The organism is Nocardiopsis sp. iso_25 (assembly GCF_056173305.1).
Genome location: NZ_CM149667.1, coordinates 5519918 through 5533247 on the forward strand (window position 1 = coordinate 5519918; position 13330 = coordinate 5533247).

Annotated in this window: 11 protein-coding genes; 3 read left to right on the forward strand and 8 right to left on the reverse strand. The window is 72.7% G+C overall.

The window, feature by feature from the left end; all coding sequences use genetic code 11:
• Positions 1–60: 60 nt before the first annotated feature.
• The 5 genes from AC0VX6_RS23735 to AC0VX6_RS23755 form a co-directional block, all read right to left on the reverse strand.
• Positions 61–690 (reverse strand): PH domain-containing protein, encoded by a 630-nt coding sequence (locus tag AC0VX6_RS23735; protein ID WP_274974723.1) that lies wholly within the window; start codon positions 688–690, stop codon positions 61–63.
• The gene (locus tag AC0VX6_RS23740; RefSeq protein WP_212642816.1) at positions 690–1784 is read right to left on the reverse strand and encodes an adenosine deaminase; all 1095 of its coding nucleotides are present in this window, start codon (positions 1782–1784) and stop codon (positions 690–692) included. Before AC0VX6_RS23740 ends, AC0VX6_RS23735 begins: the two co-directional genes overlap by 1 nt.
• A 194-nt stretch (positions 1785–1978) precedes the next feature.
• Positions 1979–3217, reverse strand: coding sequence for a M20 family metallopeptidase (locus AC0VX6_RS23745; protein ID WP_274974724.1), 1239 nt, complete (start codon positions 3215–3217; stop codon positions 1979–1981).
• Positions 3218–3242: 25 nt separating this feature from the next.
• Entirely contained in the window at positions 3243–4415 is a 1173-nt protein-coding gene (locus AC0VX6_RS23750) for a glutamate--cysteine ligase (RefSeq protein ID WP_274974725.1), read from the reverse strand.
• Between the two features lie 181 nt (positions 4416–4596).
• Complete coding sequence (locus tag AC0VX6_RS23755; RefSeq protein WP_475466118.1) at positions 4597–5721, reverse strand: YihY/virulence factor BrkB family protein; 1125 nt, start codon at positions 5719–5721, stop codon at positions 4597–4599.
• Positions 5722–5954: 233 nt separating this feature from the next.
• Here AC0VX6_RS23755 and AC0VX6_RS23760 point away from each other — a divergent pair, with 233 nt between their 5' ends.
• On the forward strand, positions 5955–7076 hold the full coding sequence (locus AC0VX6_RS23760; protein ID WP_274974727.1) for a galactokinase family protein: 1122 nt from the start codon (positions 5955–5957) through the stop codon (positions 7074–7076).
• Between the two features lie 183 nt (positions 7077–7259).
• Complete coding sequence (locus AC0VX6_RS23765) at positions 7260–8555, forward strand: LCP family protein (RefSeq protein ID WP_274974728.1); 1296 nt, start codon at positions 7260–7262, stop codon at positions 8553–8555.
• Between the two features lie 564 nt (positions 8556–9119).
• On the opposite strand, the gene AC0VX6_RS23770 is transcribed toward AC0VX6_RS23765, so the two are convergent.
• Entirely contained in the window at positions 9120–10337 is a 1218-nt protein-coding gene (locus AC0VX6_RS23770) for an NADP-dependent isocitrate dehydrogenase (protein WP_013154964.1), read from the reverse strand.
• A gap of 183 nt (positions 10338–10520) precedes the next feature.
• Positions 10521–11006: a DUF3017 domain-containing protein gene (locus AC0VX6_RS23775; protein ID WP_475466120.1), complete on the reverse strand. Its 486-nt coding sequence runs from the start codon at positions 11004–11006 to the stop codon at positions 10521–10523.
• Positions 11007–11531: 525 nt separating this feature from the next.
• Between AC0VX6_RS23775 and AC0VX6_RS23780 the strand changes: the two genes are divergently transcribed.
• Complete coding sequence (locus AC0VX6_RS23780) at positions 11532–12137, forward strand: FHA domain-containing protein (RefSeq protein WP_274974730.1); 606 nt, start codon at positions 11532–11534, stop codon at positions 12135–12137.
• A 327-nt stretch (positions 12138–12464) separates the two neighbouring features.
• Here AC0VX6_RS23780 and AC0VX6_RS23785 read toward each other — a convergent pair whose 3' ends face one another.
• Positions 12465–13322 (reverse strand): bifunctional methylenetetrahydrofolate dehydrogenase/methenyltetrahydrofolate cyclohydrolase, encoded by an 858-nt coding sequence (locus AC0VX6_RS23785; protein WP_274974731.1) that lies wholly within the window; start codon positions 13320–13322, stop codon positions 12465–12467.
• Between the last annotated feature and the right edge of the window lie 8 nt (positions 13323–13330).

A 13330-nucleotide genomic window follows, 5' to 3' on the forward strand; every position in this document is an offset into this window, starting at 1 on the left:
CATGGCGGACCCGGCCGCCACACGGGGGTGGGGCCGGGTCGGATCCGGGAGGGTCGGCGCTCAGGCCAGCAGGAACACCGCCGCGAGCAGGGCCGCGGTCGCGCCGATGACCACGATCACCTCCAGGGGGACCATGGTCTGGGGCTCGTCCTGCGCGCCCAGCGCGGCGGGGCCCGCCTCGTCCACGTCCCTGACCGGCCCGCTGAGCGGGCGCGCCTTGTGGCGCTCGGCGTCCTGGCGCAGCTGCCGGGCGGCCAGGTCCACCGGACGCGTGGAGGCGGGGTCCCCGTCGTCGTCCGGATCGAGGAACCCCCCCTCCCGGCGCATGTTGTCGCGGACCCGCTGGCGCTTGGTCTCGCGCAGCGGCCACGAGCGCACCACGCCCCCGGGAGTGTGCACCCGCAGGACGTCGGTGACGTCCACCCAGAGCACCGCCGCCCACGGCACGAAGGTCTCGCGCAGCGGGTTGACCACCCTCAGGCCGCGCTCGGTGGAGACCACGCGCGGGCGCAGCCAGACCAGGTACACCGCGGAGACGGTCGTGATCAGCAGGGCCCCCGCGATCCAGGCCTGGCGGCCCTCGCCGCGCAGGAGCACGTCCACCAGCAGCAGGGCCGCGATCACGATCCACACGATCGCCGCCACCCTCGTGAAGGTGGAGTAGTGGGTGGTGGGGTTGGGACCGTCCATCAGGAGGTCGTCCACTTCAGCTGCGCGAAGCCGGGCTTGATGACCCCGTTGATCAGCGCCAGGCGCTCGTCGAAGGGTAGGAAGGCCGACTTCATCGCGTTGACCGTGAACCACTGGATGTCGTCCCAGCCGTACCCGAAGGCCTCGGAGAGCCGGGCGAACTCCTCCGACAGGCTGGTGCCGCTCTGGAGGCGGTTGTCGGTGTTGACGGTGACGCGGAAGCGCAGGTCGCGCAGGAGCCGGATGGGGTGGTCTGCGATGGACTCCGCGGCTCCGGTCTGCACGTTGGAGCTGGGGCACATCTCCAGCGGCACCCGCTTGTCGCGCACGTACTGGGCCAGGCGGCCCAGCCGCGGGGCGCCGCCGTCGGTGTCGATGTCGTCGATGATGCGCACGCCGTGGCCCAGGCGGTCGCACCCGCACCACTGAAGTGCCTCCCAGATGGAGGGCAGGCCGAAAGCCTCGCCCGCGTGGATGGTGAAGTGGAAGTTCTCCCGGCGCAGGTACTCGAACGCGTCCAGGTGCCGGGTGGGCGGGTTGCCGGCCTCGGCGCCCGCGATGTCGAACCCGGACACGCCCGCGTCGCGGTAGCGGACCGCCAGCTCGGCGATCTCCGAGGAGCGCGCGGCGTGGCGCATGGCGGTGACGAGCTGGCCGGTGCGGATGCTGCGCCCCTGGTCGGCGGCGCGCTTCTGGCCGAGTTCGAGGCCCTCCTGGACGGCCTCGACGACCTCCTCCAGGGTGAGCCCGGCCTCCAGGTGCTGCTCGGGGGCGTAGCGCTGCTCGGCGTAGACGACGCCGTCGGCGGCCAGGTCCTCCGCAGCCTCGGCGGCGACCCGCACCAGGGCGTCACGGGTCTGCATGACCGCCGTGGTGTGCGCGAACGTCTCCAGGTAGAGCTCCAGCGAGCCGGAGTCGGAGGCCTCGCGGAACCACCGCCCCAGCTCCTGCGCGTCGTAGGTGGGCAGACCGGTGTAGCCGGTCTCCCGGGCCAGTTCCACGACGGTGGCCGGGCGCAGCCCGCCGTCGAGGTGGTCGTGCAGCAGTACCTTCGGCGCCCGCCGGATCTGGTCGACTGTGAGTGGCTGGTTCATGGATTCAGGATGCCACCAGCCGGGGAGCCGCTCCGACAGGCGGACGCGGGTCGCCGCGCCGGACGGCCGGGGCGGCGGGCGGGAGCGGTACGGCGGGTCGGCGGGCGGGGAGCCGGGCGGTGCTATGCGCTCTGGCGCGCTGGGGTCCGCCGCGGTGCGCGCGGCGGCTGGGGGCTCCCCGCCCGCGGGCCGCCTCAGGCCATGGCCTCCTCGGTGCCCACGCGGGTGTCGCGGCGCGAGCTGTCCCACAGCGCGGTCAGCGCGGTGGTCACCATGAAGCGGGTGCCCGTGCCGATGGCGCGCTCGTCCACGTCGAAGGTGCCCCGGTGCAGGTCCAGCATGGGCCCGTCCCAGTCCGGGGAGTGGGTGCCCAGGCGGGCAAGCGCGCCGGGGACGTGCTCCAGGTACCAGGCGAAGTCCTCGCCGCCCAGGCTCTGCGGGGTGGAGGCCGCCGCCTCGGGGCCCAGGGCGGCGGCGACGGCCTCGCGCATGAGGGCCACGCTGGTCGCCTCGTTGATGGTGGGCGGCACGCCCCGCCGGTAGGTCACCTCGGCCTCGGCGCCGTAGGCCGAGGCCACCGACTCCACCAGCCCCTTGATGATGTCGGGGGCCGCGTGCCAGGCCTCGTCGTCCAGGCAGCGCACGGTGCCCTCGGCGACGGCGTCGTCGGGGATGACGTTGGGCGCGGAACCGGCGCTGATCCTGCCCCACACCAGGCTGAACCCGGCCCGGGGGTCGATCCGCCGCGACAGCGCGGCGGGCAGCTCGGTGACGACCTTGCCCAGGGCGTAGACGAGGTCGGAGGTCAGGTGCGGGCGCGCGGTGTGCCCGCCCGGGCCCGACAGCCGCACCATGAGCTGGTCGCAGGCGGCGGTGATGCCGCCGGTGCGCAGCCCGACCCGGCCCGTCATCAGGCGGGGGTCGCAGTGCAGGGCGAAGATGCGGTCCACGCCCTCCATAGCACCGGCGTTGACCACCTCCACCGCGCCGCCGGGGAGCTCCTCGGCGGGCTGGAAGATGAGGCGGACCCGGCCGGGCAGCGCGCCCGCCCGCTCCAGCTGCGCCAGGAAGACCCCGGCCGCCAGCACGACCGTGGTGTGCACGTCGTGCCCGCAGGCGTGGGCGACCCCCGGCACGGTGGAGCGGTAGGGGACGTCCTTCTCGTCCGTCAGGGGCAGGGCGTCGATGTCGGCCCGCAGGGCCACCAGGGGACCGGTGCCGGATCCGACGTCGCAGACCAGACCGGTGCCCTGGGGCAGTTCCCGCGGTTCGAGGCCCACCTCGCGCAGGCGTTCGGCGATCCGCCCCGTGGTGCGGTGTTCGGCGAAGGCGAGTTCGGGGTGCATGTGCAGGTCCCGGCGGAAGCCGCTCAGCTCCCGCCCGTGCCGCGCCAGGAAAGCGGTCAACTGTTCCGGCAGGTCATGTCCCTGCATGCGAGGGTCCCCTCTTCTCCACGTCTCAGCGCGTACCGGCTCCGTCGCCGGCACCGACCCTTGCGCGGGTGGGAGGACCGCCCTGGAGCTCGGCGGCGAGCATGTCCACGACGTCGTCGAGCGACCCGCCCTCGGCGATGACCGCGCGCTGACGTTCGTAGGAGGCGCCCTTGTCCAGGATCTCGGAGATCAGGTCCAGGTCCTCGGCGCAACCCAGGCGGGTCGCGACCGGTTTCAGCTCGCGGACCAGCTCGTACAGGTCGTCGCGGAGCGGAACCGTGGTTCCGCGCGCGTCCGTGATGACACGAGCGTCGAGTCCGTAGCGGGTGGCACGCCACTTGTTGTCCTTCACCACCCAGGACGGCGGGCTGGGCAGACCGTACCCGCGGTCGAGCTGGTGATCGAACAGCTCCACCAGGCTCTGAGAGAGCGCGGCGGCCATTCCCACCTCGCGCAGGGTGGGAATACCGTCGAACATCCGGATCTCGATGGTGCCGAAATCAGGGTGCGGACGGATGTCCCACCACACTTCCTTGATAGAGGCGATGGTACCTGCCCGGAGAAGCGTTTCGAGGTATTCCTCGAAAGCGGCCCAGTGCGGGAGGTTCGGCGGCGGCCCCGCGGTGGGCAGCGTGCCGAAGATGACGGACCGGGAGGAGGCCAGGCCGGTGTCCTGTCCGCCCCAGAACGGGCTGGACGCGCTCAGGGCGAGGAAGTGCGGCAGGTAGCGCGACAGGGCGTTGACCATGGGGATGGCCTTGTCCCTGTCGCGCACGCCGACGTGGACGTGGACACCGCACGTCAGGATGCGCCGGACCAGCCACTGCATCTGCTCGACCAGCTCGCCGTAGCGCTTGCCGGGGCTGAGCTCCTGGTCGCGCCAGTCGTCGATGGGATGGGTCCCCGAGCAGGTCAGCGTGGTCCCCCAGGGCGTGAGGACCTCCCTCATGCGGTCGAGGTTGCGGCCCAGGTCGCTCCTGGCCTCCTCGACCGTCTCGCAGATCCCGGTCACGACCTCCACCTGGGACTGCATGAGCTCGTGGCGCAGCGGCGGGGCGGAGTCGGAGCTGAGCTCGGGGAGTTCGGCGAGGAGCTTGGGCGCCTCCTGCCTCAGGTGCCGACTGCGCCGGTCGACGAGCTGGAGTTCCCACTCCACTCCGATCGTCGCGCGTTCGGACGAGTTGAATGCGATTCCCATCTGCCCTCCGAAGGGGGTGTTTGCGGCCGTCCTCGGCCGTCGCACCGTCGCGCCCCGGAGAACCGGTCAACCGGGACAGGGGAGGACTACCCCTCACGCACCGCACACATACGGGACAATCGCCTCGCTTCATACGAATTCCGTGGAAAGAATTTCTGTTTCGGGCGCGTCGCCGGAGCGCCTACGCGCGGTCGCCGCCGCGTCGGCGCAGCGCCCACGCCGCGGTGCCCGCGGCGCCGACCGCCCCCAGCAGGGACAACATCCCGGCCAGCGCGCGCCGGGCCCGGCGGCGCTCGGCCTCCTCGCTCGCCGACACCCGCGCCGAAACCCCCGTGGCCCAGTCCGGGCGGGTCCAGTCCATGCCGTATTCCTCCGGCAGGGGCAGGGAGCCGGTGTAGGGCGGCGGCATCGGCAGCCACGTGGCCGTCCACGCCGCGCTGAACATCACCAGGCGCATCACGAGGTTGATCCACACCAGCAGCCCCACCAGGACGGCGAAGGACGCGTATACGGGGTTGCTGAGCGTCCCGGCCAGCAGCACCGCCGCCGCGGCCTTGAGGACCTCGAACCCGACCGCGCCCAGCAGGGCTCCCCTCCACATCATCCGCGTGGGCCGCCCGCTGCCCGACAGCAGCGCGAAGGCCAGCACGAAGATCGCCATGTTGGCGCCGACCGCGATGACCAGGGCCAGCGCGCGCAGGGACAGGTTGGCCAGGAGGGAGCCGTCCAGGCCCACCAGCCCGAGGAGCCACTGCGTGGCGGCCTGGGCGACGCTGGTGAAGGCCACCGCGAGCAGCAGCGCCGCGCCCAGGCCCAGCATGACCAGCAGGTCGGCCAGCTTGCGCAGGAGGAGGTTGGGGCCCTCCTTGAGGTTCTTGAGCCAGATGGAGTGCAGGGCCTCGCGCAGCGCGGACACCGCGTTCAGGCCCGCGTAGAGCAGACCGAGCGCACCGATGACACCGGCGCCCACGCGGGCCTGGGCGATCTCGTCGATGGGCAGTTGCCCGGACAGCCCGGGCAGGACGCCGTCCAGCGCCTGCTGGAGGTAGTCGCCCACCTCGACCTGCACGGCGGCGAGGTAGCCGACCGCGGCGAAGGCCAGCGCCAGCAGGGGGAAGAAGGACAGGAAGGCGAAGTAGGTGACCGCGCCGGCCAGCTGGTTGCCGTTGCGGTCGGCGTAGCGCTCGTAGGCCCGGACCAGGTGGTCGACGGCGGGCCTGCGCCTGCGCAGCTCCCAGTACGTGTCCATGCCCAGGTTCCGGTAGTGCCTGCCGGTGTCCCTGGCCCTGTCCAGCGCTGCGGCCACGCGGCCTCCCTCTCCGTCGCACGTGTCACCCGTGTCCCTACCCCGCGCGGCCGCGCGGTCACCGGTGGCCCGTAACCGTAGCGGTGCCGCGCTCCCCCGTGAAGCCTCCGTGCCGGGTCCGGCGGCGCACACCCCCCGACGGGGACGAAGCGCTTCAGCGGGGGTGATCACGGACACGTCCGGGCCTTGGGCAGACTTGGGGACGGAGAACCGTCCGGCGGAAGGAGGCCTCGGTGGGGGGCGCGGGGGCGCGGCTGCGTGCCGTGTTGGGTGTGCGGTCGGCGGGTCCGCGGGGGGCCTGGCCCGAGGAGGCGCCGGACGCCGACGCACTGGTCGGTCGGTTCCGGGCACGGTTCCAGACGCCGCCCGCGGGCGTGTGGCACGCGCCCGGGCGTCTGGCGGTCATGGGCGAGCACACCGCGGCCGGCGCGGGGGCCGGGCTGTACGCCGCCCTGCCCTGGGGCGTGACGGCCGCCGTGGGCACCGCTCCGGACCCGGGCGTGCACGTGGCCGCCCCGAGCGGCCCGCTGCGCCCCCGGGACGCGGCGGCGCGCGCCGTGGCCGGGGCCGTGGCCGCCGCGCGCCGGACGGGCGTACTGGACGGCGACACGGGCGTGCGCGCGGTGCTGGACGCGGACCTGCCAGAACACGCCTCCCTGGGCTACACGGCCGCCGTGGGCGCGGCGGTGGCGCTGGCCCTGGCCGACCTGGGCGGCGGTCCCCCGCCCGAGGGCGCCACCGCCGACCAGCGGGTGGCCCTGGCGGCCCGTCCCGGGTGCGCGGTCCGGGTGAACCTGAGGAGCCTGCGCACCACCGTGCTGCCCTTCGACCTCGCCGAGGCCGGGCTGAGGCTCGTGGTGGTGGACACCGGAGCCCTGCCCCGGCGCGACCTGCGCGCGGCCCGCTCCGCCGAGCTGGAGCGCGCGCAGCGCACGCTCGGGCCGCTGCGCGCCGTCCAGGACCTGTCCGGGGCGCTGGCGAGCCTGCCGGACCCCGTGCTGCGCCGCCGGGTCGAGTACGCGGTGACCGAGGTGCACCGGCTCAACGCGGCCGTGGGGCTGCTGCGGGCCGGGCGCTTCGGGGAGGTCGGGCCGGTCCTGTCCGCCTCCCACCTGTCCCTGCGCGGCTTCGGGCTGCCCACGCCGGAGGTGGAGCTGGCCGCTGAGACCGCCGCGCGGGCCGGGGCGCGCGGGGTGCGGATGTCGGGCTGGGCGGGGACCGTGCTGGCCCTGGCCGCCGAGGAGCGGGTGGAGGGGATCGGCGAGGCGCTGGCCCGGGAGTTTCGCGCCGACGGCCGGGTCCCCCCGCGCGTGCGCGCCGCCGTGCCCTCCGCGGGCGCCCACCGGCTGCGCTGAGCCGGTCGGGCCGACGGGTCCCGGGCCCGGACCCGGTGCGGAGGCGGTCGCGCGGCGGGAGCCCTCGGGGTTCCCGGAGGCCGAACCGGGACATTGCGCCGAACCCCGCTACCCTTTTCGCGATCACACAGGGTGGAAGTAAGCGACGAGGCGATCCACGACGCTGAGCAGATGGGCGATGCGATGGCTGACCGACGGAACCGTGACGACCCCGGCCGCACCGGCGAGCACGACAGACAGGGCGTGTTCCGGCGCGGCGGGTCCCCGGGCAGGCCGGACGAGTTCGAGAAGCTCTACCGCCCGCGCGAGTCCGAGCAGAGGGTGGTCGGCGAGACGCGTCGGATCCCGCCCGCCGAGGACGTGCCCCCCGTACGGCCGAGGCGGTCCCAGAGGCCTCAGCAGTCCCAGAGGTCCCGGCGCACCCACAGCGCCGGACGCGTCTACGACGGCCGCGGCATCGAGCGCAGGCGCAAGGAGCGCAAGCGGCGGCTGGCCACCACCGTCACGGTGACCGTGCTGGTGCTGGTGCTGGTCGTTCCCCTGGTCTTCGTCGGCGGATTCTACGTGTACGCGAACTCGCGGCTGGAGCGGGTGGAGGCCCTGCTGGACTACGAGGGCCGCCCGGACGGGCAGCCCGGCACGACCTACATGGTCGTCGGCTCCGACAGCCGCCAGGGCCTGTCGGAGGAGCAGATGGACGAGATGGCCACCGGCTACGCCGAGGGCCGCCGGACCGACACCATCATGGTGCTCTACATCCCCGACGAGGGCGACCCCACCATCGTCAGCGTCCCCCGCGACTCCTACGTGCCCCTGGCCGTCCCCGGTTACGCCGACAACAAGATCAACACCGCCTTCGCCGACACCGTGTGCGGCACGAACGACGCGGGCGAGGAGGTCTGCGGCGGCCCCGCCCCCCTCGTGGAGACCTTCGAGCGCGCCTCGGGCGTGCACATCGACCACTACGTGGAGATCGGCATGGGCGGCTTCGTCGACATCGTGGACGCGGTGGGCGGTGTGGAGCTGTGCCCGGAGGAGGCCATGGCCGACCCCAAGGCCGGGCTGGACATCGAGGCGGGCTGCCAGACGATGGACGGCGGCACCGCCCTGGGCTACGTGCGCACCCGGGCCACGCCGCGCGCCGACCTGGACCGCATCGCCCGCCAGCGCGAGTTCTTCTCGGCGCTGGTCCAGACGGCCAGCGCGCCCTCCACGCTGTTCAACCCGTTCGAGTCCGTCCCGCTGGTGCTCGCGGGCACCGACACCTTCATGGTGGACGAGGGCGACGACCTGCGGCACCTGGGCAGCATGCTCCTGGCGATGCGCGGCGGTACGCAGACCACCGCGATCCCCGTGGGCCAGACCCCCACGCTGGACGGGGTCGGCTCGGTGGTGATCTGGGACGAGGCGCGCTCCGAGGAGATGTTCGCCGCCATGCGGGCCGGGGAGCCGATCCCCGAGAGCGCCTTCCAGGAGTAGGCCGGACTCCGGACCGCCGCGGGTCGTGGAAAGGCGGTCGGTCCGGGGAAAGGCGAAGGGCCCGTCGCCTGAGCGACGGGCCCTTCTTCGTGACGTTCCGTACTGTGCGCGCCTACCCCCCAGCGGGCGCACGGCCGGCACGTCGGTCACAGTGGCAGAGGAGCCGAAACCCGCTCTGGCCTGCCGATTCTCACCGGCACGTCTCCACAATAGGTCAAAGTTCGCTTAAGGTGCGAATCCTGTGCACGTGGCCTATGTCGCACCCTCGGGCCTCTGCGGTGGTCCGGCGTTGCCATCCTGCCACCGCCGACCCGCGCATGTACGCCGAACACCGGAAACACGCCGGGAAACTTTGGCCGACCGCGGGCCCAGAACCCCGCGAAGGCCGCGTTTGCGACACCCCGACCCCCTCGGAGGCGGGCCCCGCCCGCCCCGGACACGGCGAAGCCCGGCCGCCCCGAGGGGCGACCGGGCGTGAGCGAGGTCTCACCCGGACGGTCCGGATCAGGACCGTCCGGGTCCGGGCCCGCCGCGTGCACCGCCGCGCGGACGGAGCGCGGGGGCTCAGGCCAGGCGCTTGGCGAGGTTCTCGTCCAGCGCGGCCAGGAACTGCTCCGTGGTCAGGAACTCCTGGTCGCCGCCGACGAGCAGCGCGAGGTCCTTGGTCATCTGGCCGCCCTCGACGGTCTTGATGACGACGTCCTCCAGGGTGTTGGCGAACTCGACGACCTTGGGGGTGTTGTCGAGCTTGCCCCGGTGCTCCAGGCCGCGGGTCCACGCGAAGATGGAGGCGATCGGGTTGGTGGAGGTGGGCTTGCCCTGCTGGTGCTGGCGGTAGTGGCGGGTCACCGTGCCGTGGGCGGCCTCGGCCTCGACCGTGCGGCCGTCCGCGGTGCGCAGGACGGAGGTCATCAGACCGAGGGAGCCGAAGCCCTGGGCGACGGTGTCGGACTGCACGTCACCGTCGTAGTTCTTGCAGGCCCAGACGTAGCCGCCCTCCCACTTGAGCGCCGCGGCGACCATGTCGTCGATGAGGCGGTGCTCGTAGGTCAGGCCCGCGGAGTCGAAGCGGTCCTTGAACTCGGTCTCGAAGATCTCCTGGAACACGTCCTTGAACATGCCGTCGTAGGCCTTGAGGATCGTGTTCTTGGTGGACATGTAGACCGGGTAGTTGCGGTCCAGGCCGTAGTTCAGGCTCGCGCGCGCGAAGTCCTCGATGGACTTGCGGAAGTTGTACATGCCCATCGCGACGCCGCCCGCCTCGGGGAAGTTGGCGATGTCGAACTCGACCGGCTCGCTGCCGTCGGCCGGGGTGTAGGTCATGGTGACCGTGCCGGGGCCGGGCACCTTGAAGTCGGTGGCCTTGTACTGGTCGCCGTGGGCGTGGCGGCCGATGATGATCGGCTTGGTCCAGCCCGGGACCAGGCGGGGCACGTTCTCGCAGATGATGGGCTCGCGGAAGACGACGCCGCCGAGGATGTTGCGGATGGTGCCGTTGGGCGACCGCCACATCTTCTTGAGGCCGAACTCCTCCACCCGGGCCTCGTCCGGGGTGATGGTGGCGCACTTGACGCCGACGCCGTGCTCCTTGATGGCGTTGGCCGCGTCGACGGTGATCTGGTCGTCGGTGCGGTCGCGCTCCTCGATGCCCAGGTCGTAGTACTTCAGGTCGACGTCGAGGTAGGGGAGGATCAGACGGTCCTTGATGAAGGACCAGATGATCCGGGTCATCTCGTCGCCGTCGAGCTCGACTACGGGGTTCTCGACCTTGATCTTGGCCATGGCTGTGTGGCTGTCCCTTCAGTCTTCGCTGCCGCCTCGTGCGCCGCGGGCCCGTGTCCGGCTCGCGGCCGGAGGCCGGTCCGCGCACCCGGCGGTCCACCGGTCCCGCCCGGGGTCCGTGCTCCCCGGCGGGCAGGTAGCTTCTCGGTGTCGCGGTATCTCGACGTCAAGCTTATTCGACGCCTAAGCGGACAGTTGCGGCGCCACCCATGCCAGCACGATCAGCAGGACCGCGAGGGTGGTCAGGGTGAGCAGGTCGATCCACCGGCGGCGCACGGCGAGCATCCCGACCCAGTCCCGGGGCAGGAGCACCCGGAAGGTCGCCGCCAGCAGCAGCGCGCCCGCGATGATCGCCGGTCCGCGCTTGAAGTAGGCCGCGGCCACGACCACGGTCCCCGCCGCGAGCGCCGACATGACCAGGAAGTAGGGCACCTGCGAGAGCCAGTACGGCGCCTCGGGCCCCTCCGCGGTCGGTTCCCGCGCCACCTCCCCGGAATTTGCCCCTGAGCCCCTGGCGGAGCCGCCGCCGGGCTCCGGCCCCTCGGGTCCGTCCCCGCCCGGCGCTCCCCCCTCGGGTTCCCGCCCGCCGCGGGCCGCACCGCCGGGTGCCCTCGCACCGGGCGCGCCCTCGTCCGCGTCCGCCAAATCCGCCTGCCCCGCCTTGTCCACCGCGTCCCGACCCGTTCGGTTACGAATGTGCTTGGCCGCCTCGCGGCTCGTTCACGGTCTTCTCCCGGGAACTGGCACGGACCGGTCATCCGTCGAGGACTGGCTGTCCGAAAACCGAACACCGCTCCGGAGGCTCGCGTCCGTGAGGGTTTCGGCGGCGCCGCGCGGGAAGCGAGGCTTCCCGTCCGGGAGAGACTGCGCCCATTGTAGTGATCCGGACCGCCGACTCCTCAGGGCTCACGGAAACGGCCCGGCTCGGGCCCCGAACGCCCATGACCGTTTCCCGCTTCCGGTTCGGCAACAGAGCCGTATTTGCACGTCTTATCCGTCTAACTCCGGAGTAAGCGCGTAGAACGCTTACCGCCCGGGTAACCAAGCTGGAGATGAGTGCACCGGTGAGCGAGGACCACCCCCATGAAGCCCACTCCACGCGTAGACCGAACCGTCACCCCACGACAGCCTTCCCTCCACCACCGTCGCCCGCACCCCCACCGGCAGCGCCACCCCACTCCGGGAGGAACCACCGTGGACGGGCCCTACCTCCGCGTCGAAGAGACCGGGGACATACGCCAGCTCGCCGGTGAGGTCACCACGGTCGGCCGCGGGGAGGGCGCCGACATCCGGCTGAACGATCCGAGCGTCTCCCAGCTGCACGCCGAACTGGTCCGCCGCGGCCCCTACGTCTACGTGGTGGACCTGGGCCTGTCGCGCAACGGGACCCGGGTGAACGGCCGCCCCATCGCCCGCCGGGTGCTGGAGGAGGGCGACGTGGTGAGCTTCGGCACCGCGCGCTGCCGGGTCGGCGGACTGCCCAAGGAGCAGATCAGCCCCGACATCGAACTGCGCCGCGGCGCCGCCCCCGAGCTGACCCGCCGGGAGCTGGACGTGCTGACCGCGCTGTGCCAGCCCGCGCTGTCGGAGGAGGCCTTCGTGGCCCCCGCCACCGCCCGGGACATCGCCGAGGCGCTGGTGGTCACCGAGGCGGCGGTCAAACAGCACCTGTTGCGGCTGTACCAGAAGTTCCGCATCCCCGAGGGGCAGAACCGCAGGACGCGGCTGGCCAACGAGGTCGTGGCGCTGGGCCTGGTGCGGCCGATGCCGATCGGCGGATCGGCCCGCAAGGCCAGCTGAGCGCTCCCCCGGCCCCACCGGAGCGGTGCCGCGCGAACGAACAGGCCGAGGCCGGTCACTCGGTGTGACCAGTTTCGGCCCGTGTGTGACGCCGGAGCCGGGCCCCGCCTCGGACGGGGCCCGGCAGGGGTGCGGTTAGGGATGGTTCTCCGGACCGGCCTCAGCTTGTGGGGGTCGGTTCGGGCGCCCACGGGGTTCTGGAGGTGGCGGAGGCGGGTTCGCGAGGAACGAGCGAACCCGCCGTAGGCACCGCTGTGCCTGCTTCAACCCGATTCCCGTTCTCCGGGCGCCCGAACACGGGCCGAAGCGGAGGCCCAAAAAACACTGCTAGAGGGCGGCGGCCTGCCGCTCGGCGGCCTCCACCACGTTCACCAGCAGCATCGCCCGGGTCATCGGGCCCACGCCGCCGGGGTTGGGCGACAGGTGCCCGGCCACCTCGGCCACGTCGGGGACGACGTCGCCGACCAGGCCCGACTCGGTGCGCGAGACGCCCACGTCCAGCACGGCCGCGCCCGGCTTCACCATGTCCTTGGTGATGAGCCCGGGCACTCCGGCACCGGCGACGATGATGTCCGCGCGGCGCGTGTGCTCGGCCAGGTCACGGGTGCCGGTGTGGCACAGGGTGACGGTGGCGTTCTCCGACCGGCGGGTCAGCAGCAGGCCGAGGGGGCGGCCCACGGTCACGCCGCGCCCGACCACGACCACCTCGGCGCCCTTGAGCGGCACCTCGTAGCGGGTGAGCAGCTCCACGATGCCGCGCGGGGTGCACGGCAGCGGCGCCTCCTGCATCAGCACCAGTTTGCCGAGGTTGGAGGGCTGGAGCCCGTCCGCGTCCTTGACCGGGTCGATCAGGCCCAGCACGCGGTTCTCGTCCAGGCCCCCGGGCAGCGGGAGCTGCACGATGTAGCCGGTGCAGGCCGGGTCCGCGTTGAGTTCGTGGACGGCCTGCTCCACCTGCTCCTGGGTGGCGTCGGCGGGCAGGTCGCGGCGGATGCTGGCGATGCCCACCTGGGCGCAGTCGCGGTGCTTGCCGCGCACGTAGGAGTGGCTGCCCGGGTCGTCGCCGACCAGGACCGTGCCCAGACCGGGGGTGACGCCGCGGTCGTGCAGCTTTGCCACCCGCTCGGAGAGCTCCTCGCGGATGGACTTGGCGACGGCCTTGCCGTCCAGGACGATCGCGCTCATGCGTGTGT

What these genes read in the sequence shown, in the direction of transcription:
- AC0VX6_RS23735 (WP_274974723.1), bottom strand. Translation starts at nt 690, where the DNA reads ATGGACGGTCCCAACCCCACCACCCACTACTCCACCTTCACGAGGGTG.
- AC0VX6_RS23740 (WP_212642816.1), bottom strand. Translation starts at nt 1,784, where the DNA reads ATGAACCAGCCACTCACAGTCGACCAGATCCGGCGGGCGCCGAAGGTA.
- AC0VX6_RS23745 (WP_274974724.1), bottom strand. Translation starts at nt 3,217, where the DNA reads ATGCAGGGACATGACCTGCCGGAACAGTTGACCGCTTTCCTGGCGCGG.
- AC0VX6_RS23750 (WP_274974725.1), bottom strand. Translation starts at nt 4,415, where the DNA reads ATGGGAATCGCATTCAACTCGTCCGAACGCGCGACGATCGGAGTGGAG.
- AC0VX6_RS23765 (WP_274974728.1), top strand. Translation starts at nt 7,260, where the DNA reads ATGGCTGACCGACGGAACCGTGACGACCCCGGCCGCACCGGCGAGCAC.
- AC0VX6_RS23770 (WP_013154964.1), bottom strand. Translation starts at nt 10,337, where the DNA reads ATGGCCAAGATCAAGGTCGAGAACCCCGTAGTCGAGCTCGACGGCGAC.
- AC0VX6_RS23785 (WP_274974731.1), bottom strand. Translation starts at nt 13,322, where the DNA reads ATGAGCGCGATCGTCCTGGACGGCAAGGCCGTCGCCAAGTCCATCCGC.